The following is a 23,808-nucleotide window of genomic DNA, read 5'->3' as shown; positions in this document are numbered from 1 at the left end:
GAAAACACAACCCGCTACGGGGAGACTTACCCGAAATCTGATTTATTCAACAAAGCCACGCAGAGTTTACTGTCCACCGCCATTATTCCTGCTGTGCTTTTTGTTTACGGCATCGCGGGTCTGGCAGGTAATTTCTTGACCGGCGTGTTGATTGATAAGTATCTCAAGCTGACGGTCTCTTTGTCTGTACTGCTGATCTGTGCAGTGCTGCTGTTCCTGGGCCTGTCTGGTTCTTCGCTCTCTGCTGCGTTGATATTCACCAGTATGGTTGTCTGGGGTGTCGCCGTATCAGGAATATTTGTCGGCTTCCAGACCTGGGTTTTACGTATGGCAGAGGATAAAGCCTTCCCGGCCTCCGCAATCTACGTTTCATTCTTCAATACTGCCATAGGTATCGGTGCGTCAGTCGGTGCCTGGATGGTTTCAGCATTTTCAATGCCGCTCCTGTATATCGTTGCCGGTTCGGCCATCGGTCTGTCCGTTCTGCTTGTCGCGGTTATTCCATCAACGTTGACCGCAAAACATTCCCGTATGGAGAAATCTTATGAGTCAAATTAATGACCGCACGCGCTATGGCAGAGAGATTATGGACCGTCTTGAAGCGGGGCTCGCGGATAAAGTCACTCGCCGCCTGAGCGAGCTGGACCCGGGGCTACCCGCCCTGATTACCGACTATGCGTTCGGGGATGTGGTGGGTCGTCCGGGACTGGATCTCAAAACGCGCGAAATGTTGACCGTTGCCTCGCTTGTGACGCTGGGTAATGCCATGCCGCAGCTGGAACTGCATATGCGAGGCGCGCTCAATACCGGCGTGACGCCGGAAGAGCTGCTTGAAATAGTGATACAGATGGCGGTATATGCCGGTGTTCCTGCCTGCATGAATGGTCTTACTGCATACCGCGCGGCAATGGCCGCGACGGGCCATACTTTGCCAGGACTAAAGGGAAGTGACGCATGAGCGAGATTGTTATTATTGCAGCCCGCCGCACGGCGACGGGCGCATTTCAGGGCGCGCTTGCGGAGCATTCAGCCTCTGACCTGGGAAGCCGCGTTATTCAGGCACTCCTGAAAGAATCTGGCGTAGAAGCCAATGATATCTCCCAGGTCATTATGGGACAGGTTCTTACTGCGGGGTGCGGTCAGAACCCGGCCCGACAGTCGGCATTGAATGCGGGATTGCCCGTAGATACGCAATGTCTGACGGTAAACAAAGTGTGCGGGTCCGGGCTTAAGGCGGTCCATCTTGGCATGCAGGCGCTACAGACGGGTGAGGCTGAGTTTGTTATCGCTGGCGGTCAGGAGAGTATGTCCAACGCGCCGCATATCGCTACGACGTCGCGTAGCGGAACGCGGCTGGGTGATATTACTCTCAAAGATAGCCTGGTTTCTGACGGGCTATGGGATGCCTTCAACGATTATCACATGGGTATCACCGCAGAGAATGTTGCGACGGAGTTTGGTATCAGCCGCGAAATGCAGGATGAATATGCCCTCGTCTCGCACCACAATGCGCTTGAAGCGCAGGCGCGTGGCATTTTTGAGCGTGAAATTGTTCCGGTTGCGTGGCAGACGCGAAAAGGTGAAACGATAAGCGTGGAGAGGGATGAAGGACCCCGCGCAACCAGTATCGAAAAATTGACGAAACTGAAGCCTGTCTTCCGAAAAGAGGGTACGGTGACGGCGGGAAATGCTTCATCGTTGAATGACGGCGCCGCTGCGGTCCTGCTTTGTACGCGTGAGACTGCCGAAGCGCGTGGCTTGCCGGTTCTGGCATCGCTGGGCGTATTTTCCAATTCCGGTATCCAGCCTGCATTAATGGGTGCAGCCCCGATTCAGGCCATTGCCGACTGTCTTTCCCGCTCGGGATGGAAGCCTGAGGATGTCGATCATCTTGAATCCAACGAAGCGTTTGCCGCCCAGGCGCTGGCCGTGATTCAGCAGGCCGGGATTTCCCCGGATCGTATCAATCCATACGGCGGGGCAATCGCGCTTGGGCATGCGATAGGTGCATCCGGCTGCCGAATTTTGGTGACGCTGGTTCATTCCCTGATCCGTAATGATGCCAGGCGTGGCGTTGCCGCACTGTGCGTTGGCGGCGGGGAAGGCGTCGCGTTGAGCGTTTATCGCTAACGGCGTATCTGTGGATATAAAAAAACCGGGGAAACCCGGTTTTTTATTTTCAGGATGCTGTATCAGGCATTCACGCCCTTCATACCTTCGGCAGAATAACGCTCGCCTTTGATCGCTACCCGGCGATGAAGGTTGTTCAACGATTCGATATCGCTCTTCTCAAGCATAATATCGGCAGCGCGCGCGTTCTCGGCCAGATAGCTGACGTGCTTAGTACCCGGAATGGGAACCAGCCGATCGTATTGTGCTAACAGCCAGGCAAGCGCAATCTGACCTGCGGTACAGCCGTATTTTGTCGCCAGCGGGGTGATGATATCGAGCAGCTGGCGATTGTGATCGAGGCTGGACTGAACAAATCGTTCGTTATTCTTGCGGAAATCACCTTCTGCAAAATCGTTGTTGTTCAGGTATTTTCCCGTCAGGAAGCCTCTGCCAAGAGGTGAGTAGGGCACCAGACCAATACCTAGCGCTTTCACGACCGGCAAAATGCTTTCCTCGATGTCGCGTGTCCACAGAGAATATTCTGTTTGCAACGCGGTGACCGGATGCACGGCATGAGCCCGTTGCAGCGTTGAAGCCGACACTTCGCAAAGGCCGATGTGGTTGATCTTGCCCTCTTTAACAAGGGTGCGCAGACAATCCATACTCTCTTCGATCGGGGTTGCGTTACTCACTCTGTGAAGATAAAAGAGGTCGATTCGCTCCACGCCAAGCCGCTTAAGGGATTCGTTACAGCAGCGGATGATATAGTCCGGCGTATTGTTGATGGTGCGGGCGTAGGAATCGTCAGGAGAGCGATCGATGCCGCACTTCGTGGCGATTTTAAACTGGTCGCGAGTGTTTTTATCCAGCCCGGCAAGAAAGTGACCGATTAGCCTTTCATTATGGCCACGGCCATATAAATTCGCGGTATCAATAAACGTCACGTTCAGATCGATGAGGCTATGCAATACCTGTAGTGAGCCTATGTCATCAGTCTGGCCATAAAATTCACTCAGACCCATGGCACCGTAGCCGACGGTACTGACGGTAAGATTTTGAGATAAAGTACGTGTTTTCATAGTTTCTCCTTTTCAGACGCTATGATTGTTTCACCTCAATTGTGGATACTGAATTTTCATTTTCGTTATGCTGAAAAGGTATCAGTCACCGCCGATCTGCCTTCCGAATCATTAAAAACGACAAAAGTTGTCAAATCGTTAAATCCGTCACACTTTTGATGATAAACTGCGCGACTTTTCCGCACGTTTTTATCTTCAGGTGACGCCATGACAGAACATATCCAGCCCACGACCAGACCGCAGACCAACGAGGTTTCTCACCCCAACTGGTCGGCGGTTTTCGCCGTGGCGTTCTGCGTCGCCTGCCTGATTACCGTTGAGTTTCTGCCGGTGAGCCTCCTGACGCCGATGGCGCAGGATCTGGGCATTTCCGAAGGCGTGGCGGGGCAGTCCGTTACCGTCACCGCCTTCGTGGCGATGTTCGCCAGCCTGTTTATCACTCAGGCGATCGGCACCATTGACCGTCGCAAGGTGGTTATTCTGTTCAGCGTGCTGCTGACGCTCTCCTGCCTGCTGGTCTCTTTCGCGGAAAGCTTCACCCTGCTGCTGCTCGGTCGCGCCTGTCTGGGGCTGGGCTTAGGCGGCTTCTGGGCGATGTCCGCCTCGCTGACCATGCGCCTGGTGCCCGCGCGCACGGTGCCAAAAGCGCTGTCCGTTATCTTCGGCGCGGTCTCCATCGCGCTGGTGATCGCCGCGCCGCTCGGCAGCTTCCTCGGCGGGATTATCGGCTGGCGTAACGTCTTTAACGCGGCGGCGGTGATGGGCCTGCTCTGCATCATTTGGGTGTGGAAAGCGCTGCCGTCCCTGCCGGGGGAAGCGGCGCACCACAAACAGAACATGTTCGCGCTGCTGAAGCGCCCGGGCGTGCTGGCGGGGATGACCGCGATCTTCATGTCCTTCGCTGGACAGTTTGCCTTCTTTACCTATATCCGCCCGGTGTACATGACCATGGCGGGCTTTGACGTGGATGGCCTGACGCTGGTGCTGCTGAGCTTTGGTATCGCCAGTTTTGTCGGCACGTCGCTGTCGTCCCAGTTCCTGAAACGCTCCCTGAAGGTCGCGCTGGCGGGTGCGCCGCTGGTGCTGGCGTTGAGCGCCGCGGTGCTGGTGCTGTGGGGCAGCGATAAGTGGGTCGCGTCTGCCATCGCGATTATCTGGGGCTTTGCCTTTGCGCTGGTGCCGGTGGGCTGGTCGACGTGGATCACCCGCTCGCTTGCCGATCAGGCGGAAAAAGCCGGGTCGATTCAGGTGGCGGTGATCCAGCTGGCGAACACCTGCGGCGCGGCGGTGGGCGGCGTTGCGCTCGACCACCTGGGGCTGACGTCACCGCTGGTGATTTCCGGTACGCTGATGCTACTCACCGCGCTGCTGGTGGCGGGGAAGGTGAAGGCGAAGTAGTAAATTTTCTCACCCCTCACCCCGGCCCTCTCCCCAAAGGGGCGAGGGTGAAAAGACCGCACCGAGCAGTCCCCTCTCCCCTGTGGGGAGAGGGTTAGGGTGAGGGGAGACATTCGCTACGCCGATGCCTTAACCCTTCTGCGTGAATCCATCGAAATCAGCACCACCGACGACACAATCAACAGCGTCCCCAGCCAGTCCGGCAGGGTGAATGCCACCCCAAGTAACACCACCGACAACAGCGCGCTGCTCAGCGGCTCGGCGCAGCTCAGAATGCTCGCCTTCGGCCCGCCGATCATCTGTGCGCCTTTCAGATACAGGCTGAACGTCAGCGCGGTGCCAATCACCACCAGGTAGAAAAACGCCAGCAGCAGGCCGCCGTCGATCACGAAGGTGGTGCCGCGTCCGGCGTAGAACGGCGTCAGCATTAATCCCGCAATCAACATACTCCAGCCGACAATGGGCAGCGTGCCGTAGCGGGCGATCAGCGTCGACGGATAGGTGGTGTAAAACGCGGCGGCAAACGCCGAGGCGATACCGAAGAACAGCGCGGCAGGCGAGATGGAGAGCGACGTCGGGTCGCCGTGTGTAACCAACAGGAAGGTGCCAATCAACGACGTGAAAATCGCGGATAAGACAAATATGCCGGGACGCGTTTTCCGCGCCAGGGCGAACCACGCCACGATGATGGTCGGCGACAGAAACTGGAGCACGGTAGCCGTAGCGGCGTTGGATTTTTCAATCGTCAGCAGGAAGGTGAGCTGCACGGTGAGCGCGCCAGCCAGCGAGAAAAACAGCAGGCTGATGGCGTCTTTGCGGTTTTTGATGACCGAGAAAATCTTGTCGCCGTGAACGAAGGAGAGCGTAAGCAGTATCACGCCGGTAAACAGCAGACGAACCATGGTCAGGTATGGCGAAGAAATGTGGCTTTTCTCCATGATGTACTGCGCGCAAACCCCGGAACTGCCCCATAAAACGGCGGCGATCAGGACGTTGAGCATCCCTTTGCGTGTGGAACCCATGTTCTCCCCTGCTATGTTGGTTTTTTTGTAGCATAACATGGGATCTTGCCGGGTGGCGCTGCGCTTACCCGGCCTACAAGCTTTTGTAGGCCCGTGCAAGCGCAGCGCCGCCGGGCGAAACAAACGGCGCCGTACTAGAACCACGCCTCCCACATCGCGCCGACGTTGAAGTCGTCGAGCGTTTCGTCTTTGGTGTTGTTCACGCGCGCGGTGCGTTCGTTATCCACCTTGCCGCCGGTCACGTAGAAGCGCAGCATCGGGCGGAACTCCGGCCCCATGGCGATGGACATGTTCTGCGACAGGGTCAGCTTCCAGCCCTTGTTGTCGCCGCCGTTGTCGTAATCCACGTGCTGCCAGCCCGCTTCCAGCCAGGTGGAGTGAACGTCATTCCACCAGTGCATCGGACGTACGATGGCGTTGTAGTTCTTGCGATTGTCGGTCTTATCGCGGCTGTTGTCGTAGTCATGGAAGGCGAGAATGTACTCCACCTGCGTCGCCTGGGTGAATTTATACAGCCCTTCAAAGCTGGCGTAGACCGTGGTCAGATCCTCGGTTTTATTGAACACGCTGTTGTCCGCGTTATCGGAGTAGCGGGCAATTACCTTGTTCACGCCGCTGTCGTTGGTGTGGCTCAGCACCACGCCGCCCTGCCACGCGTTCAGACGCTCGTCGCTCTCCACCGCTTTGGAATCAAAGCCGTAGTTGGCGTACAACTCCATGTCGATCGGGCCGAGCTTCATGCCGTGGATTTTTGAGGTGGCAGCGTAGTTGCCTTTATCGCCCGTGCCGGAACCGCCGGTACAGGTGATGCGCGACGGGTTGGCTTCGTCTTCCATCACTTCCGGGCTACAGGATTCCACCGCCGCCACGGCGGCCACGTCAAACTGCACGCCGCCGATGTCGAAGTTCTTCACCCCGGCGCCCTGGCCGTCGTGGTTCATCCAGAAGTAATCGTTGATGCCCTGCTGCGGACGCTGGTGGAAGTCACGACCGGCCCAGAAGTAAGCGTTCGGGTTGGAGGCCATAATGTTGGTCACCCCCGCGTAGGCTTTTTTCAGGTTAACTTCGTCGCCCCAGTGGTCGATCATCACGTTGATGTCCCAGATGGCACCGTTGTCACCCCTGAAGGCCTTGGAGAGCTGGAATTCCCCGCCGTTGCCTTCGTTACCCAGACGACCAATGGCGGACGCGCCGTTGTAAGAGCCATCGACAGCCACGTATTTCTGATCGGCGGCCTGGAAGTGGGCGCCGTAGCGGGCGTAGCCGGTAAATTTCACGCCGAACGGGATCGCCATATCCGGGGATTGCGCCGCGCTTTGCGGCTCGGTCACTACGTCCGCTTTTTTCGCCACCGCCGCATCCATTTTCGCCTGACGTTCGGCGAGGGCTTTATCCACCGCTTTCGCCACAATGGCGTCGATTTGCTCCTGGGTGAACTCTTGTGCGAGCACGGAAATTGGGCAAAGCGCGGCGATAACCGCCATGGTTAATGGAAGTTTTTTAATCGTATTCATGGTTATCTCAATATAGTTTAATTTTATTCAGACAATAACCATCCCGCTCCGATCTGACAGAGTATGTCGCTATCATCAGAACAAGTGGATCTTTATTTAGGGTGCAGAGGTATTACCGTAATTATTTCGCCATAGACTATCTCTGATATAAATGAATAATTTCTTCGGATAACTCACGCGCTAATAAGGAATTCATTAAATGATCCTGCGCGTGCACCATGATTAACGTCATCGGCTGGCGGCCTTCGCCCGCATCCTGCTCGATCAGTTTGGTTTGCATCTTGTGCGCCTGGCGCGCGTAGCCATCGGCTTCGCGCAGCAGGCTTTTGGCTTCGTCAAGGTTGCCCTGGCGCGCCGCGTGCAGCGCTTCAAAGCACAGGCTGCGGGACTGTCCGGCGTTGACGATAATTTCCATTACGGCTTCTTCTAATGCGATCATCATCTTTACTCTTTATCAAAGCTGTTATTTAAGGCGATGGCGGCAAACCACTCTCCGCTTTTCTTAATGGTGCGCTGCTGCGTCTCTATATCGAGCTGAATAAAACCGTAGCGGTTTTTATACGCATTACACCACGACCAGTTATCAATAAACGTCCACATATGGTAGCCAAGGCAATTACAGCCTTCTTGAATACCTTTATGCAGCCACGTTAAATGCTCAGAAATAAACTCGATGCGGTATTGATCGTTAATCTGGCCGTTTTCAATAAAGCGCTGTTCATTTTCGACGCCCATGCCGTTTTCAGAAATAAAGCAGCGTGGATTGCCGTAATTGTCGCGCAGGTTAACCAGAATATCGTAAATACCCGGCGCGTAGATTTCCCAGCCGCGGTACGGGTTCATCTTGCGGCCCGGCATCTCATAGTTATCAAAGAACCACTCCGGCATAAACGGCGCCTGCGGGTTCACCGCGCTGTCGCGACACTTCACGCGACGCGGCTGATAGTAGTTCACGCCGAGGAGGTCGATTTTCCCTTCCGCAATCAGGAAACCATCTTCCGGTTTACAGGCGGGCAGTTGATCGTAGGATTTCAGCAGCGCCACCAGGTCCGCCGGGTATTCGCCGCGCAGGACCGGGTCGAGGAAGCTGCGGTTAAACATCAGATCCGCGATGTGCGCCGCCTTCACGTCCGCCGGATTCTGCGAACGCGGGTAGGACGGCGTCAGGTTCAGCACGATGCCAATCTCCCCCGCATAATGCCCGGCGCGGTAAGCCTGAACCGCCTTCGCATGGGCCAGCACGGTGTGATACGCCACGGTGGCCGCCCGACGAAAATCCACCACGTTCGGGTAGTGGAAGTCGTACAGATAACCGCCTTCCACCGGGACAATCGGCTCGTTGAAGGTAAACCAGTGCAGCACACGATCGCCGAACAGCTCGAAGCAGATCTGCGCATAGCGGGCGTACGCCTCCACCACGTCGCGGTTTTCCCAGCCGCCAATCTCCTGCATCGCCATCGGCATGTCGAAATGGAACAGAGTGATAAACGGCGTGATGCCCTGTTCATTCAGCTCATCAATGACCTGATTGTAAAAATCGACCGCGTCCGGGTTCACTTCACCGATACCGTCGGGGATCAGGCGCGCCCAGCTAATTGAGGTACGAAAGCTGTTGTGGTTCAGCTGCTTCAACAGCTGAATGTCCGTTTTCCAGTGCTGATAAAACGTGGAGGTGTGCTGCGGCCCCACGCCGTTGTGAAAACGGTTCGGCTCGCGGGCAAACCAGTAATCCCACGTGGTTTCACCCTCTCGTGTCCCTTCGGTCTGGAGAGCGGAGCTTGCGCTGCCCCACCAGAAGTTATCGGGAAATGCGTATTTCATGACCATTCCTCTTTGACTTAATTGCTTGCGGCTTCAGCGTTACCGACGGTTGCCTGGGCTTTCTGCTCTTCGTTTTTCATCAACGTACGCTCATAGGCGCGCAGGAACGGCAGGTACATCAGCGCGGACATCACCATACAGACCAGGCACATGATCACCGGACTGAGCGCCCAGTTCGCCGCCCACGAGGCACCAATCGGCGCCGGGGTGGTCCACGGGGTTAATGACACCACCTGAGCCAGCCAGCCGAGTTTGGTTGCACCGTACGCCAGGCAGGCGTTAACCAGCGGAACAAACACGAACGGGATAAACAGCATCGGGTTCATGATGATCGGCGCGCCGAACAGAATCGGTTCGTTGATGTTAAAGAAGCTCGGCACAATGCCCATTTTGCCGATGGTGCGCAGGTGCGTGGCGCGGCTGCGCAGCAGCAGGAACGCCAGCGGCAGGGTCGAGCCGACACCGCCAATCAGCAGGTAGTGATCCCAGAAGCCTTGCAGGTAAACGTGTGGCAACGCCGCGCCTGCCGCCAGCGCCGCCTGGTTTGCGGAGAGGTTCGCCATCCAGAACGGGTTCATGATGCCGGTGACAATCAGCGACCCGTGGATACCGGCAAACCAGAAGATCTGGCACAGCAGCACGGAGAGCAGGATCGCGGGCAGGGAGTCAGACGCGGACACCAGCGGCTCCAGCAGGTGCATGATCGCCTGCGGGATGATCATCCCGGTTTGCGCTTCAATGAACAGGTTCAGCGGGTGCAGCGTACCGATCACCACCATCACCGGGATCAGGATCTCAAACGAACGCGCCACGCCGGTCGGCACTTCCTTCGGCAGGCGGATGGTGACGTTGTTCTGCTTCAGCCACGCATAGACGCGGGTGGAGTAGATGGCGGTGATCAGCGCAGTGAAGATGCCCTGACCAGAGAGATACTGGGTCGAGATTTTGCCATCGGCATACGGCGCGGCGACCAGCAGGAAGGCCATAAACGCCAGCAGGCCGGACATCACCGGGTCGAGGTTAAACTGACGTCCCAGGCTCGCCCCGATCCCCACCGAGATGAAGAAGGTCATCACGCCCATGCTGAGGTTAAACGGCAGCATCAGCTGTTCGCGGTAGGTCTCGGAGAAATCCAGCCAGCCGCGGGCGAAGCTGTTGGTGGTATCCGCCGAGAACGGCGGGAAGATAAACACCAGCATAAACGAGCCGATGATCATAAACGGCAGCGCGGCGGTAAAGCCGTCGCGGATGGCAATCACATACTTTTGCTGACCCAGCTTAGCGGCCAGCGGGGTAATTGACTGCTCAATCACCGCGACCATGGATTGATATAACGAACTCATGTGAACACCTTTTAGTGTGCCGCTTCGATGAGCGACAGAGCATAGTCCAGTACTTTATCGCCACGCTGCATGCCATAGTCCATCATGTCGATGGGCTGTACCGGAATGCCTTGCGTCGCCGCCTTGTCTGAGAGTGTCTTTAACATGTATTTCACTTGCGGTCCGAGAAGCACCACCTGATAGTGCGGAAACTGGGTATCAAATTCGGATACGCCATACGCATCAATCTTCACGGGCAAACCCCGTTCTTTTGCAACATCGATCATTTTGCTGACCAGCAGGCTGGTGGACATCCCGGCAGAGCAGCACAGCATAATCTTGAACATCGACAACCATCCTCAAAATGTAAAAAGTTATTGCGAGGATGATTGGACATGATACGGAAACCGGTTTCCATTGATAAAAGACAGAAGTGTGACAACCATCAATATCCCTTGCTTATGAGGCTAATTAACTGGATGTGGGTCACATAATTTGGCTGTTTTGACATCAAATTGAGTGGAAACGGAAAATCGGTTTCCATGGAAAACGGAAACGGATATACTCCGTTCTGGCTATAATATGAGCCGTAGCGGTGATGGAAATTACAGACGCCAGTTGCGTCTGACAGGGGAGAGAGATGTCTACAATCAACGATGTATCACGTCTGGCCGGGGTGTCCAAAGCCACGGTATCACGGGTGTTGAGCGGGTCGCGTGGCGTTAAAGAAGCCAGCCGTCAGGCTGTTCTGAAAGCGGTGGATGAGTTGAACTATCGTCCCAACGTGATTGCCCAGTCGCTGCTCAGCCAGTCGACGGGCTGCATTGGGGTGATTTGCGCGCAGGAGAACATCAACCAGACCACCGGTTACCTGTACGCGCTGGAAAAACACCTCAGCCAGCATCAAAAACATCTGCTGCTGCGTTTCGCACACACGAAAATAGAAGTGATGAATGCCCTTGAAGAACTCTCCTGTGGCTTATGTGATGACATTCTGGTGATTGGCGCGCGTTTCCCGCTGGACGTGGACATGGACAACGTCATTCTGGTCGACTGTATGGAAGCCGATAACGCCAACAGCATTCAGTTCGACCACGCCTTCGCGGCTGAAACGGCCTGTAACTACCTCACCAGCCAGGGACGTCGCCAGATAGCGCTGATCCACCCGCACGGCAGCGGCTTTGCCGATCAGGTGCTGCTGGGTTACAAACATGCGCTGGAGAAAAACTTCCTGCCCTTTAATCGCAACCTCGTGTTTATGGACGCGACTTCATCGTCCGTTGCGCTTCAGGAATTACTCAACAACGCGACCACGCTGAACTTCAACGCGCTGCTGGTGGCGGACGAGCAGGAAGCCCAGCGGGTGATCCCGCAGCTTCAGGCGTTTAATAAATCGGTACCGGAAGACATCATGGTCTTTAGCCTCGGCGGTTCGCTGCATCTGCCGGGTATTCCGGTGATCCCGGCCATTGAGTATTCCATGGACGCCATGGCGGCGCGCATCGTCACCTGGCTGACGGAGAAAACGCAGATGCTCGGGTCCTACGTGCTGCGCGGGGATTTGATTATTCCGGATGTGCGGAAGCGTTAAAATGTTTTCCAGGCCGGGTAAGGCGCAGCGCCACCCGGCGCTCAACCCTCAGTAATCTTCCATACAATCCACCTGACTTACCGCATCCCAGTAGGCGTCCAGGTTGTCACGCTTCACGGCGGTGATGGCGTTTTTGATCAGCAGCTGGTTCGCCTCAGACGACAAAATCATCGCCTGCCAGGCCTTATCGCTCTGCTTTTTCTGCGGGGTACAGGTTTTCTTCACATCTTTCAGGACCTGCTGTTTTATTTGCGCCTCTTTCTCCGGAGCGCTCTTCTCCTGCGCGTGAACAAACGCAGCGAAAATCAGGCAAACGAGCAGGCAAACCAGGTGTGCAGATTTCATCGAAACCTCCGGTAAAGTCACAGGCTTTCCCTGAAATGTAGGGTTATTTTCAGCGTCGTGACCCCGGTCAAAAGTATGAATTTTCCCTGCTATGCAGCTGTGCGATAGTTAAACTGCACAAAAACAAGGAGAACGCTATGCAACTGATCACGACGGAGAACGTCACACCCCAGGAAAAAGAAGAATTATTAACGGGGCTAAGAGCCTATAACGCGCAGTTTTTAGATTTGGCGACGTTTGGCGGCGATATTGGCGTATATATGCGAGACGACAATGGCGTCATGCTGGGCGGGTTAATCGGCGTACGGAAAGGCGACTGGCTGAACATCGACTATCTGTGGGTCAGCGACAGCGTGCGGGGAACGGGCGTGGGGAGCCAGCTTATCAAAACGGCTGAAAAGGAGGCCCGTCGCAAAGGCTGTCGTCACGCGCTGGTAGATACGGTCAGCTTCCAGGCGCGTCCGTTCTATGAAAAACAGGGCTATCAGGTGCAGATGTCCTTGCAGGATTACCCTTATCAGGGAATGCAGAGACACTATCTGACCAAAAATCTTTAACCGCCGATCCCGGTGCCAATCACGGCTAACACGTGGCGCACCACGATCTCCGGCGAGAGGGCGCTAAGCCTCTCGTCATTGCGCATGCGGGAGAACGGCACCAGCACCAGGCTCAGCAGCGTAGTGAACAGCAGTTCGGGGGCCAGCGCCGGATTCAGCTTGCCCTCCTGCTGCCAGCCTTTGATGGTTGCCAGCGTGGTGTGATATTTCTCATCGCCAAAGCGTGCCTGCAAATGGGTGCGCAGTACCGGCATCTCGCCAATCACCTCCTGCATCCACAGCGGGGCAAACCAGCGATACTTTTCCGCCAGTTCGGCCAGCACCCTGACCATTTCCGTCAGGGCATTCACCGGCGAATCCCGGTTGTCGGCGAAAATCGCCCCGATCCGCTCGCGTAACGGCAGGAAGCGCTCCTCAATCATCGCATCCAGTAACTGTTCTCTGGAGTTGAAGTAGTAGTGCAGCATGGCGGGCGTCACGCCTGCTTCGCGGGCGATGGCGTTCAACGACGTATTGGCGATCCCCTGCCGGGAAAAGAGGTTCAGGGCGATGTCCAGCAGCTGTTCACGGCTGGCGGTAACGCGCTTGCCGCCGCGTGGCCGACCGGGGCGGCGGGGTTCAGAATTGTCCTTTTGTGCTGGCATAGTCACCGTATCTCTTGATCTTATTCATCACTTCCACAAATATTAATTATACGATTAATTAATTTCAAGTGATGTCTCATGGAGTCCGACGTAATGACTCAACCTGCGAAAAACGCGCCGTCGATTAAGCTGCTGTTCAGCGCACTCCTGCTGGTGATGCTGCTCTCGGCGCTGGATCAGACCATTGTTTCCACCGCGCTGCCGACCATCGTGGGTGAGCTGGGCGGGCTGGATAAGCTCTCGTGGGTGGTCACGGCCTATATCCTGAGTTCGACCATCGTGGTGCCGCTGTACGGCAAATTCGGGGATCTGTTTGGCCGAAAAATCGTTCTGCAAATCGCGATTGTGCTTTTCCTTGTGGGGTCCGCGCTGTGTGGCCTGGCGCAGAACATGACCCAGCTTGTGCTGATGCGCGCCCTGCAAGGGCTGGGGGGCGGCGGTCTGATGGTGATCAGCATGGCGGCCGTGGCGGACGTGATCCCGCCTGCCGATCGCGGACGCTATCAGGGACTGTTTGGCGGCGTGTTTGGCCTGGCGACGGTGATAGGGCCGCTGATCGGCGGGTTTATTGTTCAGCACGCCTCCTGGCGCTGGATTTTCTACATCAACCTGCCGCTGGGGCTGTTTGCGCTGCTGGTGATTGGCGCGGTATTCCACGGCAGCGCGCGGCGCAGCAAGCATGAAATTGACTACCTGGGGGCGATTTACCTCAGCATGGCGCTGCTGTGCATCATCCTGTTTACCACCGAGGGGGGGACGATCCGCCAATGGAGCGACCCGCAGCTGTGGTGCATTCTGGCCTTCGGCCTGACGGGGATCGCCGGGTTTATCTACGAAGAGCGGCTGGCGTGGGAGCCGATTATCCCGCTGTCGCTCTTCCGCGACCGCAGCTTCCTGCTCTGTAGCCTGATTGGTTTTATTATCGGCATGTCGCTGTTTGGATCTGTCACTTTCCTGCCGCTCTATTTGCAGGTGGTAAAAGACGCCACGCCGACCCAGGCCGGTTTGCAGCTGATCCCCCTGATGGGCGGGCTGTTGCTCACCTCTATCATCAGCGGGCGCATCATCAGCCGCACCGGGAAATATCGCCTGTTCCCGATCCTCGGCACGCTGCTCGGCGTGGTGGGGATGGTTTTACTGACGCGCATTTCAATTACCTCCCCAACCTGGCAGCTGTACCTGTTTACCGGCGTGCTTGGCATGGGGCTGGGTCTGGTGATGCAGGTGCTGGTACTGGCCGTCCAGAACAGCGTGTCTGCCGATCAATACGGTGTCGCGACGTCTGGGGTAACGCTGTTCCGTTCCATTGGCGGCGCGATTGGCGTTGCGCTGTTTGGCGCGGTGTTCACCCATATTCTGCAATCAGGCCTGATCGACAGACTACCGGAAGGGGCGGAACTGCCGCACGAACTGAATCCCGTTGCCATTCACCATCTGCCTGATGCTCTGCGTCTGGACTACCTGGATGCGTTTGGCTCGGCGATCCATGCGGTGTTCATGCTGGCGGCGGGGATTATGGTGCTGGCGTTTGTGCTGTCGTGGTTTTTGCGCGAAGCGCCGCTGCGTCGACAGGCGTGAAGTTAGCGGTTCTGCTATTTATTGCGAGTCGCTTTCTGAATTTTAACTGTCTCGCTTGTCGCTTTCCGGGGCGTTAGCGCATGCTGTGGGCTGGTCAATAAACCGACAGAGGTTGCCATGGAACGCACAGCGAAACTATTTAAAAAAGGACGAAACCAGGCCGTGGTCTTGCCTGCGGAATTTGCATTTGAAACGGAGAGTGTTTATATCCGCCGGGATGAGGAGGGGAATGTGGTTTTGACGCCGAAGGCTGAACAGGTGAAAACCTGGGATAACTTTTTCCGGTTGCTGGAAAAGACAACTGTACCCGATTCATTTTTAAGTAAGGAGGAGAGAAACCAGAGTGTCACGAAAAGAGATCCTCTGGATGGAGTTTGTTCATGAGGCATATGCTCGATACAAATATTGTGAGCCATCTGTTTAAAAGGCATCCTGAAGTGGTCACCCGTATGGCTGGCTTGAGGCCTGGAGAGGTCTGTATTTCGAGCATCACGGAAGCGGAATTGCTCTATGGGGCCGATAAGAAGCAGAGTAGTGAGCTTAAAGAGACAATATTATCGTTTCTCGACACCATCACCATCTGCGCCTGGGATAGCGAAGCCGCAGCCACCTACGGTGAACTGCGTGCGGCAATGGAAAAAAAAGGAAAAGTAATGGGGGATCTCGATCAGTTGATTGCCGCACATGCCATTAGCCGGGGAACGACGATTGTCACGAACGATCGTGCGTTCGGGATGGTGCAGGATCTCACGGTTGAGGACTGGACTACCGTAGCCTGATCCCAACGCCCGGAGGCGCTACGCATACCGGGCCAACATTTCCTCCGTCACGTAGGCCGGGTAAGCGCAGCGCCACCCGGCAACAGGTTGCATATAACTTAACCGTCTTATTGATTCCTTTTCGTTTTTTAGCCTGCCGCCTCGTTGTCGATATAGTCTTCAAAACGTTTATCAAAAGGAACTGTCTCGTGAAACTTCAACTGGGTGCGCTTCTCCTGACTGGCCTGCTGCTCGCGGGTTGTGACCAGAGCGGCAATGATGCCAGACACATTAAAGTCGGCGTGATTAATGGCGCAGAGCAGGAAGTGGCGGAAGTCGCCAAAAAGGTGGCAAAGGAGAAGTACGGTCTGGATGTTGAACTGGTGGGCTTTAGCGGCTCGCTGCTACCCAACGATGCCACCAACCAGGGTGAACTGGACGCCAACGTCTTCCAGCATCGCCCGTTCCTCGCCCAGGACAACAAGGCGCACAATTACAAGCTGGTCGCCGTGGCCAATACCTTCGTCTTCCCGATGGCGGGGTACTCCCGAAAGATCAAAGCAGTGTCAGAGCTGAAGGACGGCGCAACCATTGCGATTCCAAACAATCCCACTAACCTTGGCCGCGCGCTGTTGCTGCTGCAAAAAGAGCAGCTGATTACCCTGAAACCAGGCGTTGGCCTGCTGCCAACGGTGCTGGATATTACCGCGAATCCGAAAAACGTACAGATTATGGAGCTGGAAGGGGCGCAGCTGCCGCGCGTGCTGGACGATCCGAAGGTGGATGTAGCCATCATCAGCACCACCTATCTCCAGCAAACGGGGCTGTCTCCGGTGCATGACAGCGTCTTTATCGAAGACAAAAACTCGCCCTACGTGAATATTGTTGTCACGCGTGAAGACAATAAAGATGCGGAAAACGTGAAGGAATTTATCCAGTCCTATCAGTCGCCGGAAGTGGCGAAAGCGGCAGAGACCATTTTTAACGGCGGCGCGGTGCCGGGCTGGTAAGCCACGGTATAAAGGCCAGCGATCCGCTGGCCGTCAAAGCGTTACGCGGGCATCGGTTCGGCTTTCGGGCCACAGAAAACCCTGACCAGATTGTGCGCCGGACGCGCGGGCGCGGGCCAGATCCCGCGAGTTCTCAATGCCTTCTGTGAGGATTGATTGAGCGATGCCCGCCCTGATCTCCCGCACAAACGGGGCAAGCGGCGCGCGCTCGCGCAGCGCTGAACGGTCAATTTTCACCCCGTCCAGCGGCAGCGCAAGCCGCGTGAACGTCTCAGCCAGCTCCCGGGTTAAATCGTCCAGCCAGATTTGCCATCCCGCCTCTTTTAACCGAACAAGCGTGGCGTGAAGACGACATTGCTCAGCTTCGCTCAGCCGTGTGATGGTAAGGGGATCCTGAATTTCAATCGTTAACCGTTGCTGATGGCGTAACGCCAGCAACAACCGGATAGCGCGTTCGTCGAGAAGGTGTTCTGCCGGGAGGTTAAGCCAGTAAGCGTCCCGGCCGGGGATCTGTAACAGGGTGTTGGCCTGCCAGAAGAAGATTTGCAGCGCGCTGCGCGAGGGCAGCGAGGCAAACAACACCTCAAGATTGACGTTATGGATCTCCACGAGAACTTCATGCGCGAACACCTGGCCCGAATGAAGATCGACAAGCGGCTGGAATCGCAGCCCGGAGATACGTTGCAACAGGGGAGAGGGAAGAACGGTATACATGGAACAGCCTTCAGGAAAAGAAAAAAGGTTCCCGCGGACACGGGAACAAAAGGCAAACGACACACGGTCAAATTCTTAATTCAGGATCCAGCGAATGCTCTGGTAAAAAGAGGGACCACGCACGGCTTTAAGCTTGTTCATGGCGTTGTTCTTATAGAAATAAACCAGCCTGACGTTACACCCCAGCTGGCGGGCGATTTGCTTGGTTTTGAGGTTACAGGAATAGCCGCGCAATACGCTGGCCTCCTCGCTGGACAGCCTCGCCGGGGTGCGTAAGCGGGTAGTCATGCCCACGTTGTAACGGCCAGATTCTTGCGGCGTCTGGCTCATTAGTATTTGCCACAGCGCTTTGATATCTCCCAGGGAGACTCTTTTGCTGATTACCCCATCAACATGTTTGAATTTCAAATAGCCGGCGGATAAAGAATAGATATAGATCTTCGCCGTCGCTTGCTTCTGTTTAATACAGAGAATATCGTCATTCGTCGTCACCCGGAAATGACGCGTATTCAACGGATCATAAATGATAATATCAAAGGGTTGTTCACTCATAGCAAGCTCTTCGATATGGGTAAATCCATGGAAAATGACGTCGTGCTTTTCATCAGGCTCACGCTTTCCAAGCGATTGCAGGCCAATCATGGTGAATTCGCAGCTGTCAACAACGGCAACGTGAATTGTTTTTTTATTTTGCATTGGCATTCTCCTTTCGCTGAGTAAACAGTCCATATAAGAGAAAATGGCGGATCGCACTCTCTTAATAAAAGAATAGCGAGCACTTATTTAAATAACGCGATGCGATGGCATCAATGTAAGCCAATACAAACCGTCGAGTAAAGCTGATGCCAATTGTTAGAGAAAGATAAAATTGAAAAATGGTTTTAATGGTATATGTAATTGTTTTAATCTTCGAATAATATTCATGACAGCTTTTTATTCTGTAAATGAGTGGATAATAAGCATCAGGTAGTGGGTTAATGGCGTTAATCCATTGTTTTATCAGTAGGTTATTGCTGCTTCTGTGAGAAAAGATGTGATCGTGGCAGGATTATCTACATCCCTTTATCTGCGGGGGGGAACGGTGTGCAGAATAAAATAGAATTTTTTCTATAAATTTAATGTCCTTGTTCAGATTTTTAGGCCTGAGAAGGATAAAATCCTGGCGTGAAGAGGTTGTGAGTGGTGAGTACATAAACTATTATCCTTTTCCTCCGGTCACGAGAATTTAGAAAAGACATGAATAATACTGAACGTATCGTAAGGGTAATGGTGTTTTACAAAATAAATATATTTAAAGAGATAATATTCCGGGCGCTCCAGGATCTTTTACCCGATTACGTACTGAACATTACTCAGGTCGATTCTACTGAACAGGCGCTGGCGGCGGTGGCGGATAATAATGTGGATGTTTTCTTCACTGAATTTAATTATCTGCTTAATCATAAAGAGTGGAGTGCGGAGGTCAGCAGCCGTTTCACCTCTTTATGTAAAACCCATCACGTCAGGCGTGTTCTGTTGGTGCCCGAGCTGCCTTACGGGCTGTTAAAAAAAGTTCTGGAGATGAAATTTGAATTAACCATCAGCCAGCAGGATGAATTAACTGAACTGAAAAAGGAATTACCCGCGCTGCTCATGGCAGACGGGCAAAAACCGTCGGTCTCGTCGTGGCTCAGGCGGGTCATGCGATCCGGCTCCCGGGCGCGGTCCATCCTCTCGGCCCGAGAGTGGGAGGTGCTTCATCTTATCGTGGAAGGATTTTCAACGACGGAGATTGCCCGTCATCGAAACCGTTCGGTCAGTACCATTGCGACGCAGAAGCACAATGCGATGAAAAAACTGAATCTTTCCAACCACAGCGAACTGATTAAGTATGTGCAAACGGTTGGAAAGATGGAGGAATAGTTCGCATCAGGGGTAGATAATATTCAGCGTAGCCGATGTATTGATCTTACCCTGGCTAACCTGGTCGGGTGCCCACACGTAATAGTACGCCGCCATAGGAAGGGTGAAATGTTCGTCCAGCGCCGCGCCAGCCGCCACGCTGAAAATCATTGTGGCGTTGCCACGGCTGGTGGTCGAGGTTGAGAAGGTCACTGGCGTTTGCGGGGCGTCACGTTTTATCAGCCGTAGCCCCACGCCCTGCGCCGCGCTACTGCTGCTGTCGATCAGCACCGAGCTGTCGGTTGAGAGCAGTTGCGTACTGGACAGGAACATCTCAATTGCCCGATCGGAATTGCCGTTAACCCCGACGTTCTGACAGCTCATGTTCAGTGAAAAAGGCGTCAGCCCCGGCTGTGAGGATGCACTGAGCTGGGGAATGCCGAGCGTCGGCAGCGCCACGGTCAGCCCCGCATTATCAAAGGAACAGGTGGTCAGTTTTGGCGCGTATTTGATGATCATCGGCTGACCAAACATATCGCGGTTGTCGTAAGGCCACTTGAACCCGCTGAACAACCACTGGGCGATTTTGATGACCTGATTGATTGGCCAGAGGATGATTTCCAAAATCGACAATCCGCTCATGTCGCTGACGAACAGAACGTCGCTCATGTTCGCCGTATCCCCCGTCAGCGTGGTACCGCTCTGGTTAACGAGGGTGAAGCGAACCGTAAACGGTGTGTTCAGTTCAGACGCCGTATGGCTACCGCTGGCAGACAGGGTTTTATTGGCCGGGGGATTGGTGATCTCCGCCCGCACCATATACTTGTTATTGCTGAACCCGAGAATGGTCGCGTATTTGCTGTCGGTCGAGAGGATCGGCGTGTAAGAAAATTCACTGTTACCCGTCGTGCAGTTGAACGAGCCGCTGTACTGGGTGGTGAAGCTGCCGGTCCAGGTGGGCGTGGCGGGGCTAAGCTTATCCGATAAATCAATGGTAATCGGTGTGCCATAAACGATGCTGCTGCCGGAGCAGGTGGCATAGCTCATCCCGCTAATGCTGGTGAGGAGCAGGAACATGAATGATCGTAACATTTTGATAATCCGTAATTAATGGCAAACCGATGAGGGGCTGTTCAGCCCCCAGGCCGGGGCGGAGATTTCGCACTTCCCGCCGCGGAAATGCACGTTAAGCGCGCGTGGCGGCTGTTCAGCGCGGATGTACAGTACGCTGGCCTGACCGACATACCCGACAGATCCACCGTGTTCATCAAGCACTTCGGTGCCAAAGGGCAGCGGTTTGCCGTCGGCACGGGTTGCATGAAGCACCCACGACTGGCGTTTGTCGGTTTCAAAGCGGATATAACTCACCGCCCCGTCGTAAGGAGCCACGTTAGCCATGTTGCCGATCACCTCCGCGCCAGCGCTGTTTTCCGTTTGAGTTAACGTAATCGCGTTTTTGCGATATGGGGTGGCGTAAGGCACCAGCGCCACGCCATCGCGGTTCGTCATAATGCTTTCATCGCCGTTCACCATCAGCCCCTCTGCCTTTGGCGCATCGACGATGGTCATGGTTGTGCCGGTTTCGTTTGAGGCGAGAACGTGCCACGGGTAGGCCACCAGGCTTCCCCGTCCGCTTAGCCCGGTCTGGCGGTAGTCAGAAGATTCGCTGTAAGAGCCACCGAGTGTGGCAAAGTTCGAACGGTACGCCGCGTTAACGCTTGCCGCATTTTTACCCCCCCGCGCATTACTGCCGGAGAGGGTATAGCTCAGGCGGTTCGACGCCAGCGCATTCCCGCTCATGCTGATATTGCTCTGCTCGTAATGCGAATCGCTGGCCGTCAGGCTGGAGGTGATCCACGCATTATTATCAAACAGGGAGAACGGCAGGCTAAGGGAGAGATAAAGGCGCGTCTCTTCTTCACTGTCCTTATTTCGTACCCGACTGGCCGACAGGGTATAGCTGGCGCGGCCGATGGCGTTGGAATAACCCATCTGATATTCGCGCGTGGTTTGCTGTGAGTTCCAGTAATCGCGCTGTGTGCCGGAGACAAACACCGTGCCCCAGTTATTGAGCAGGCGCTGATTAAGGTTAAGCGTAAAGGTATTCTTGGGCTGCGCCGCGCGCAGAGCATCCCAGGTGCTTAGCGACATGTCGGGCGCCACGCCAAACCGATCTTCATAGTCGTCGTACTGCGCTCTCAGGCGCTGATACCCTTCGCGCGAATAGAGCGCGTCGCTGAAGCTGTAATAGCCTTTAGTGGAATAGCGATAGGCCGCCAGCGTAAAGTTGGTGGCGGTGGTATCGATAAATTTGCTGTACGACACGCGATAACTCTGACCGCTGCTGGTGCGATCCTGTAGGGTGGTTTTTGCGTGGGTGACATCAAACGAGACCGCGCCAAAGGGAAGGTTCCACCCGGTACCGACAAGCCCGGCCTGGTAATTATCGCTAATAATCGTCCCGGTATAGCCGGTGATGAGGTTATTAAACCCGTAGCGCAGCGTGGCCTGCATGAATGCCGGTTCGGCGTCGAGCGTGTTCTGGTGTACTTTACCCGCCACCACGCTGTACTGGCTTACCCCCTCTTTCAACATGCCGGGAACGGCGGAAAACGGCACCGTGAAGGACTGCTGTGAACCGTCCGCCTCACGCACCACCACCAGCAGATCGCCCGCGGAGCCGGTGGGTTGAATGCTGTCGAGCGTAAACTGGCCCGGCGGCACATTCTCCTGATAGATCACGTTGCCATTCTGGATAACCTTTACCAGGGCGTTCGTCCGCGCCACGCCGTGGATCACCGGTGAAAAACCCTGCTGTGAATTCGGGCGCATCTTCATGTCCGACGCCAGCGACACGCCGCGCACGCGCAGGGAATCAAACAGATCGCCCGGAATATAAAAGTCACCCAGCGTCAGGTTGGATTTCAGCGAGGCCAGGGGACGGCGCAGATAGCGGGTATTATTCTGCCACTGGCTCTCCCCGCTGGCCGATTTGCGCCAGGCGCTGCTGTCACGAAACTGCCAGCCGAACAGGTTGGCGCCGGAATCCAGCCCGGCATAAAAATCATCGTTTGTATCTTTCGCGGTGCCTTTTGAATGGGTGTTATACCAGGTCGTGTTCCAGGAGAGCATCAGCGCCGGGATCCCCTCGTTCCAGAACTGGGGGGCAATATAACCTTCTTCAGTACGTAATACGGCCGCCTGCGGAACGGTAAGCGCCAGACTCAGGGTACTGGTATCGGTTTTGACTTCACCGCCCTGCACCAGATCGCGCAGCTGGACCTGCCCATGCGCAATGGCGGGGGCAGGAACGGACGCGGTGTTAATGCCAAGCGACTGAGCATCTTTCCAGGCAAGGCGGATGTCGTCACGCTGCTCGCCGTAGATGACGGTATAACCTCCCTTCCAGCTGCCGTTTACGTAGATATCCATCTCCTGACTGCCGGCAGGCATGACGTTGTTTTCGGAAAAGCGAGACAGATCGGACTCACCGGATGCGCCAGCAAGCAGGGAGGGATCAAACGAGACGGCCCCTGATTTATGCGAAAGCAGAAGCGTGCAGACTGCCAGCAGACAGAGTCTGTTTTGTTTCATTTTCATGGTGAGTCTTTCCGATCACTGACTGGTGAAAGTCCGGGTTTTATACGCGCCAAGATCGTCCACATACATCAGCTGGAAGGTCTGTCCGCGCTTAACCGTATTTTTTGTGGCGACCGTCAGCTGCCCAAACGGGGAAACCATCGGGGACTCCTGAAGTAATTTCGTTTTACCCAGCGAAATATTGGCGACCGTAATATGGAACGGACTGTTATTTGTAATGCGAAAGCGATCGCCGTCGGCGGCGAGCGTCAGTTTCGCCACCGCGTCATCCAGGGTGCCTTTCAGCGCAGCGGGTCGATAAAAAAGTTTGATACGGGATTTAATCGCCAGCTGAACGGTATTTTGGTTTTGCAGATTTTCAGGCTTTGGCGGAATGTCGAGGACATTCAGGAAAAAGACGGATTCCCGATCCGCAGGCAAACTGGACGGCAGCTTTTTAATACGAAGCTGTTGGCCATTATGTTCATCGACCTTTATCACCGGCGGCGACAGCAGAAACGGCACATTGGCTGTTTCCGGCGTGGAGTTAATATCACCGTCATCTATCCAGGATTGCACCAGAGCGGGCGCATCGCCCGTGTTCATTAACTGGACGATCACCTCTTTATTATTTTCAGGATAAAGGACACGGGTGCCATTAATGACAATATTGGCCCATGAGTGACCTGTGCTTAACAGTAAGCCTGCCAGCAAAATTGCCTTGCGCATGATTGCAACCTTAAATGCAGGCTCTGCGAAAACAGAGCCTGAATAATCATTATTACAGGTAGGAAATGGTATATGTTACGTTAGAGCTTAACTCGCCCACCGTGGCGGCAGCGGCGTTGGTTTTATAGTAATAAACATCCAGCGTCAGCGTGGC

25 protein-coding genes and 1 pseudogene are annotated in these 23,808 nt (G+C 55.0%); 11 read left to right on the top strand and 15 right to left on the bottom strand.

Annotated features, from left to right (window positions below; all coding sequences use genetic code 11):
- The 3 genes from ACOTX7_RS21735 to ACOTX7_RS21725 all read left to right on the top strand — a co-directional run.
- On the top strand, positions 1 to 558 hold a 558-nt coding region (locus ACOTX7_RS21735), incomplete at its 5' end, for an MFS transporter (protein WP_421626156.1).
- Positions 545 to 958, top strand: coding sequence for a carboxymuconolactone decarboxylase family protein (locus ACOTX7_RS21730; RefSeq protein ID WP_028014973.1), 414 nt, complete (start codon positions 545 to 547; stop codon positions 956 to 958). The genes ACOTX7_RS21735 and ACOTX7_RS21730, both read left to right, overlap by 14 nt.
- A complete protein-coding gene (locus ACOTX7_RS21725) occupies positions 955 to 2,130 on the top strand; it encodes an acetyl-CoA C-acetyltransferase (protein WP_047354931.1) in 1,176 nt (391 codons plus the stop codon). Before ACOTX7_RS21730 ends, ACOTX7_RS21725 begins: the two co-directional genes overlap by 4 nt.
- Before the next feature lie 62 nt (positions 2,131 to 2,192).
- Here ACOTX7_RS21725 and ACOTX7_RS21720 read toward each other — a convergent pair whose 3' ends face one another.
- Positions 2,193 to 3,191, bottom strand: a complete 999-nt coding sequence (locus ACOTX7_RS21720; RefSeq protein ID WP_221813675.1) for an aldo/keto reductase — start codon at positions 3,189 to 3,191, stop codon at positions 2,193 to 2,195.
- A gap of 207 nt (positions 3,192 to 3,398) precedes the next feature.
- Here ACOTX7_RS21720 and nepI point away from each other — a divergent pair, with 207 nt between their 5' ends.
- Positions 3,399 to 4,589 (top strand): purine ribonucleoside efflux pump NepI, encoded by a 1,191-nt coding sequence (gene nepI, locus ACOTX7_RS21715; RefSeq protein ID WP_221256710.1) that lies wholly within the window; start codon positions 3,399 to 3,401, stop codon positions 4,587 to 4,589.
- A 116-nt stretch (positions 4,590 to 4,705) separates the two neighbouring features.
- On the opposite strand, the gene ACOTX7_RS21710 is transcribed toward nepI, so the two are convergent.
- From ACOTX7_RS21710 to ACOTX7_RS21685, 6 genes are all read right to left on the bottom strand, one after another.
- Positions 4,706 to 5,611 carry an EamA family transporter gene (locus ACOTX7_RS21710; protein ID WP_032674178.1) on the bottom strand — a complete coding sequence of 302 codons (906 nt, stop codon included), beginning with the start codon at positions 5,609 to 5,611 and terminating at the stop codon, positions 4,706 to 4,708.
- A 134-nt stretch (positions 5,612 to 5,745) separates the two neighbouring features.
- Positions 5,746 to 7,125 carry a carbohydrate porin gene (locus ACOTX7_RS21705; RefSeq protein WP_006812494.1) on the bottom strand — a complete coding sequence of 460 codons (1,380 nt, stop codon included), beginning with the start codon at positions 7,123 to 7,125 and terminating at the stop codon, positions 5,746 to 5,748.
- A gap of 136 nt (positions 7,126 to 7,261) precedes the next feature.
- A complete protein-coding gene (locus ACOTX7_RS21700; protein WP_074166029.1) occupies positions 7,262 to 7,564 on the bottom strand; it encodes a PTS lactose/cellobiose transporter subunit IIA in 303 nt (100 codons plus the stop codon).
- A 5-nt stretch (positions 7,565 to 7,569) separates the two neighbouring features.
- On the bottom strand, positions 7,570 to 8,946 hold the full coding sequence (locus ACOTX7_RS21695; protein ID WP_221256711.1) for a glycoside hydrolase family 1 protein: 1,377 nt from the start codon (positions 8,944 to 8,946) through the stop codon (positions 7,570 to 7,572).
- A 17-nt stretch (positions 8,947 to 8,963) separates the two neighbouring features.
- Entirely contained in the window at positions 8,964 to 10,289 is a 1,326-nt protein-coding gene (locus tag ACOTX7_RS21690) for a PTS cellobiose transporter subunit IIC (protein WP_006812491.1), read from the bottom strand.
- A gap of 11 nt (positions 10,290 to 10,300) precedes the next feature.
- Positions 10,301 to 10,615, bottom strand: a complete 315-nt coding sequence (locus ACOTX7_RS21685; protein ID WP_003861034.1) for a PTS sugar transporter subunit IIB — start codon at positions 10,613 to 10,615, stop codon at positions 10,301 to 10,303.
- Positions 10,616 to 10,908: 293 nt separating this feature from the next.
- Here ACOTX7_RS21685 and ACOTX7_RS21680 point away from each other — a divergent pair, with 293 nt between their 5' ends.
- Positions 10,909 to 11,859: a LacI family DNA-binding transcriptional regulator gene (locus tag ACOTX7_RS21680; protein ID WP_221256712.1), complete on the top strand. Its 951-nt coding sequence runs from the start codon at positions 10,909 to 10,911 to the stop codon at positions 11,857 to 11,859.
- A gap of 48 nt (positions 11,860 to 11,907) precedes the next feature.
- Here ACOTX7_RS21680 and ACOTX7_RS21675 read toward each other — a convergent pair whose 3' ends face one another.
- Positions 11,908 to 12,204, bottom strand: a complete 297-nt coding sequence (locus ACOTX7_RS21675; RefSeq protein WP_003861030.1) for a YicS family protein — start codon at positions 12,202 to 12,204, stop codon at positions 11,908 to 11,910.
- A gap of 137 nt (positions 12,205 to 12,341) precedes the next feature.
- Here ACOTX7_RS21675 and ACOTX7_RS21670 point away from each other — a divergent pair, with 137 nt between their 5' ends.
- Positions 12,342 to 12,761, top strand: coding sequence for a GNAT family N-acetyltransferase (locus ACOTX7_RS21670; RefSeq protein WP_214592393.1), 420 nt, complete (start codon positions 12,342 to 12,344; stop codon positions 12,759 to 12,761).
- On the opposite strand, the gene ACOTX7_RS21665 is transcribed toward ACOTX7_RS21670, so the two are convergent.
- On the bottom strand, positions 12,758 to 13,405 hold the full coding sequence (locus ACOTX7_RS21665) for a TetR/AcrR family transcriptional regulator (protein WP_205925017.1): 648 nt from the start codon (positions 13,403 to 13,405) through the stop codon (positions 12,758 to 12,760). The two genes, ACOTX7_RS21670 and ACOTX7_RS21665, sit on opposite strands and share 4 nt — an antisense overlap.
- Before the next feature lie 78 nt (positions 13,406 to 13,483).
- Between ACOTX7_RS21665 and ACOTX7_RS21660 the strand changes: the two genes are divergently transcribed.
- The 4 genes from ACOTX7_RS21660 to nlpA all read left to right on the top strand — a co-directional run bounded on the left by ACOTX7_RS21660 (position 13,484) and on the right by nlpA (position 16,751).
- Positions 13,484 to 14,983: an MDR family MFS transporter gene (locus tag ACOTX7_RS21660; RefSeq protein ID WP_221256714.1), complete on the top strand. Its 1,500-nt coding sequence runs from the start codon at positions 13,484 to 13,486 to the stop codon at positions 14,981 to 14,983.
- A gap of 117 nt (positions 14,984 to 15,100) precedes the next feature.
- Positions 15,101 to 15,367: an antitoxin gene (locus ACOTX7_RS21655; RefSeq protein WP_221813674.1), complete on the top strand. Its 267-nt coding sequence runs from the start codon at positions 15,101 to 15,103 to the stop codon at positions 15,365 to 15,367.
- A complete protein-coding gene (locus ACOTX7_RS21650; protein ID WP_047354939.1) occupies positions 15,364 to 15,762 on the top strand; it encodes a type II toxin-antitoxin system VapC family toxin in 399 nt (132 codons plus the stop codon). Before ACOTX7_RS21655 ends, ACOTX7_RS21650 begins: the two co-directional genes overlap by 4 nt.
- 188 nt (positions 15,763 to 15,950) lie before the next feature.
- The gene (gene nlpA, locus ACOTX7_RS21645; RefSeq protein ID WP_221256715.1) at positions 15,951 to 16,751 is read left to right on the top strand and encodes a lipoprotein NlpA; all 801 of its coding nucleotides are present in this window, start codon (positions 15,951 to 15,953) and stop codon (positions 16,749 to 16,751) included.
- A gap of 33 nt (positions 16,752 to 16,784) precedes the next feature.
- Here the strand turns inward: nlpA and ACOTX7_RS21640 are convergent, their stop codons facing one another.
- Positions 16,785 to 17,465 (bottom strand): EAL domain-containing protein, encoded by a 681-nt coding sequence (locus tag ACOTX7_RS21640; RefSeq protein ID WP_000288876.1) that lies wholly within the window; start codon positions 17,463 to 17,465, stop codon positions 16,785 to 16,787.
- 75 nt (positions 17,466 to 17,540) lie between these two features.
- A complete protein-coding gene (locus ACOTX7_RS21635; protein WP_047354940.1) occupies positions 17,541 to 18,161 on the bottom strand; it encodes a LuxR C-terminal-related transcriptional regulator in 621 nt (206 codons plus the stop codon).
- A 570-nt stretch (positions 18,162 to 18,731) separates the two neighbouring features.
- On the opposite strand from ACOTX7_RS21635, the gene ACOTX7_RS21630 reads away from it, so the two are divergent.
- A complete protein-coding gene (locus tag ACOTX7_RS21630) occupies positions 18,732 to 19,367 on the top strand; it encodes a LuxR C-terminal-related transcriptional regulator (RefSeq protein WP_032674174.1) in 636 nt (211 codons plus the stop codon).
- A 6-nt stretch (positions 19,368 to 19,373) separates the two neighbouring features.
- On the opposite strand, the gene ACOTX7_RS21625 is transcribed toward ACOTX7_RS21630, so the two are convergent.
- The 4 genes and pseudogenes from ACOTX7_RS21625 to ACOTX7_RS21610 form a co-directional block, all read right to left on the bottom strand.
- A complete protein-coding gene (locus ACOTX7_RS21625) occupies positions 19,374 to 20,438 on the bottom strand; it encodes a fimbrial protein (protein ID WP_221256716.1) in 1,065 nt (354 codons plus the stop codon).
- Positions 20,439 to 20,453: 15 nt separating this feature from the next.
- Positions 20,454 to 22,946, bottom strand: coding sequence for a fimbria/pilus outer membrane usher protein (locus tag ACOTX7_RS21620; RefSeq protein WP_221256717.1), 2,493 nt, complete (start codon positions 22,944 to 22,946; stop codon positions 20,454 to 20,456).
- Positions 22,947 to 22,961: 15 nt separating this feature from the next.
- Entirely contained in the window at positions 22,962 to 23,654 is a 693-nt protein-coding gene (locus ACOTX7_RS21615; RefSeq protein ID WP_047354944.1) for a fimbrial biogenesis chaperone, read from the bottom strand.
- Positions 23,655 to 23,706: 52 nt separating this feature from the next.
- Positions 23,707 to 23,808, bottom strand: a pseudogene (locus tag ACOTX7_RS21610) (type 1 fimbrial protein); the annotation flags it as partial.

The sequence above is a fragment of the Enterobacter cloacae complex sp. IR5418 genome (assembly GCF_049238105.1).
In the GTDB taxonomy this organism is placed as follows: domain Bacteria; phylum Pseudomonadota; class Gammaproteobacteria; order Enterobacterales; family Enterobacteriaceae; genus Enterobacter; species Enterobacter hormaechei.
The sequence above is the reverse complement of the archived record's forward strand: the minus strand, read 5'-3'. Positions and strand labels throughout refer to the sequence as shown.

What these genes read in the sequence shown, in the direction of transcription:
- ACOTX7_RS21730 (WP_028014973.1), top strand. Translation starts at nt 545, where the DNA reads ATGAGTCAAATTAATGACCGCACGCGCTATGGCAGAGAGATTATGGAC.
- ACOTX7_RS21725 (WP_047354931.1), top strand. Translation starts at nt 955, where the DNA reads ATGAGCGAGATTGTTATTATTGCAGCCCGCCGCACGGCGACGGGCGCA.
- ACOTX7_RS21720 (WP_221813675.1), bottom strand. Translation starts at nt 3,191, where the DNA reads ATGAAAACACGTACTTTATCTCAAAATCTTACCGTCAGTACCGTCGGC.
- nepI (WP_221256710.1), top strand. Translation starts at nt 3,399, where the DNA reads ATGACAGAACATATCCAGCCCACGACCAGACCGCAGACCAACGAGGTT.
- ACOTX7_RS21710 (WP_032674178.1), bottom strand. Translation starts at nt 5,611, where the DNA reads ATGGGTTCCACACGCAAAGGGATGCTCAACGTCCTGATCGCCGCCGTT.
- ACOTX7_RS21705 (WP_006812494.1), bottom strand. Translation starts at nt 7,125, where the DNA reads ATGAATACGATTAAAAAACTTCCATTAACCATGGCGGTTATCGCCGCG.
- ACOTX7_RS21700 (WP_074166029.1), bottom strand. Translation starts at nt 7,564, where the DNA reads ATGATCGCATTAGAAGAAGCCGTAATGGAAATTATCGTCAACGCCGGA.
- ACOTX7_RS21695 (WP_221256711.1), bottom strand. Translation starts at nt 8,946, where the DNA reads ATGAAATACGCATTTCCCGATAACTTCTGGTGGGGCAGCGCAAGCTCC.
- ACOTX7_RS21690 (WP_006812491.1), bottom strand. Translation starts at nt 10,289, where the DNA reads ATGAGTTCGTTATATCAATCCATGGTCGCGGTGATTGAGCAGTCAATT.
- ACOTX7_RS21685 (WP_003861034.1), bottom strand. Translation starts at nt 10,615, where the DNA reads ATGTTCAAGATTATGCTGTGCTGCTCTGCCGGGATGTCCACCAGCCTG.
- ACOTX7_RS21680 (WP_221256712.1), top strand. Translation starts at nt 10,909, where the DNA reads ATGTCTACAATCAACGATGTATCACGTCTGGCCGGGGTGTCCAAAGCC.
- ACOTX7_RS21675 (WP_003861030.1), bottom strand. Translation starts at nt 12,204, where the DNA reads ATGAAATCTGCACACCTGGTTTGCCTGCTCGTTTGCCTGATTTTCGCT.
- ACOTX7_RS21670 (WP_214592393.1), top strand. Translation starts at nt 12,342, where the DNA reads ATGCAACTGATCACGACGGAGAACGTCACACCCCAGGAAAAAGAAGAA.
- ACOTX7_RS21665 (WP_205925017.1), bottom strand. Translation starts at nt 13,405, where the DNA reads ATGCCAGCACAAAAGGACAATTCTGAACCCCGCCGCCCCGGTCGGCCA.
- ACOTX7_RS21660 (WP_221256714.1), top strand. Translation starts at nt 13,484, where the DNA reads ATGGAGTCCGACGTAATGACTCAACCTGCGAAAAACGCGCCGTCGATT.
- ACOTX7_RS21655 (WP_221813674.1), top strand. Translation starts at nt 15,101, where the DNA reads ATGGAACGCACAGCGAAACTATTTAAAAAAGGACGAAACCAGGCCGTG.
- ACOTX7_RS21650 (WP_047354939.1), top strand. Translation starts at nt 15,364, where the DNA reads ATGAGGCATATGCTCGATACAAATATTGTGAGCCATCTGTTTAAAAGG.
- ACOTX7_RS21640 (WP_000288876.1), bottom strand. Translation starts at nt 17,465, where the DNA reads ATGTATACCGTTCTTCCCTCTCCCCTGTTGCAACGTATCTCCGGGCTG.
- ACOTX7_RS21635 (WP_047354940.1), bottom strand. Translation starts at nt 18,161, where the DNA reads ATGCAAAATAAAAAAACAATTCACGTTGCCGTTGTTGACAGCTGCGAA.
- ACOTX7_RS21630 (WP_032674174.1), top strand. Translation starts at nt 18,732, where the DNA reads ATGGTGTTTTACAAAATAAATATATTTAAAGAGATAATATTCCGGGCG.
- ACOTX7_RS21625 (WP_221256716.1), bottom strand. Translation starts at nt 20,438, where the DNA reads ATGTTACGATCATTCATGTTCCTGCTCCTCACCAGCATTAGCGGGATG.
- ACOTX7_RS21620 (WP_221256717.1), bottom strand. Translation starts at nt 22,946, where the DNA reads ATGAAAATGAAACAAAACAGACTCTGTCTGCTGGCAGTCTGCACGCTT.
- ACOTX7_RS21615 (WP_047354944.1), bottom strand. Translation starts at nt 23,654, where the DNA reads ATGCGCAAGGCAATTTTGCTGGCAGGCTTACTGTTAAGCACAGGTCAC.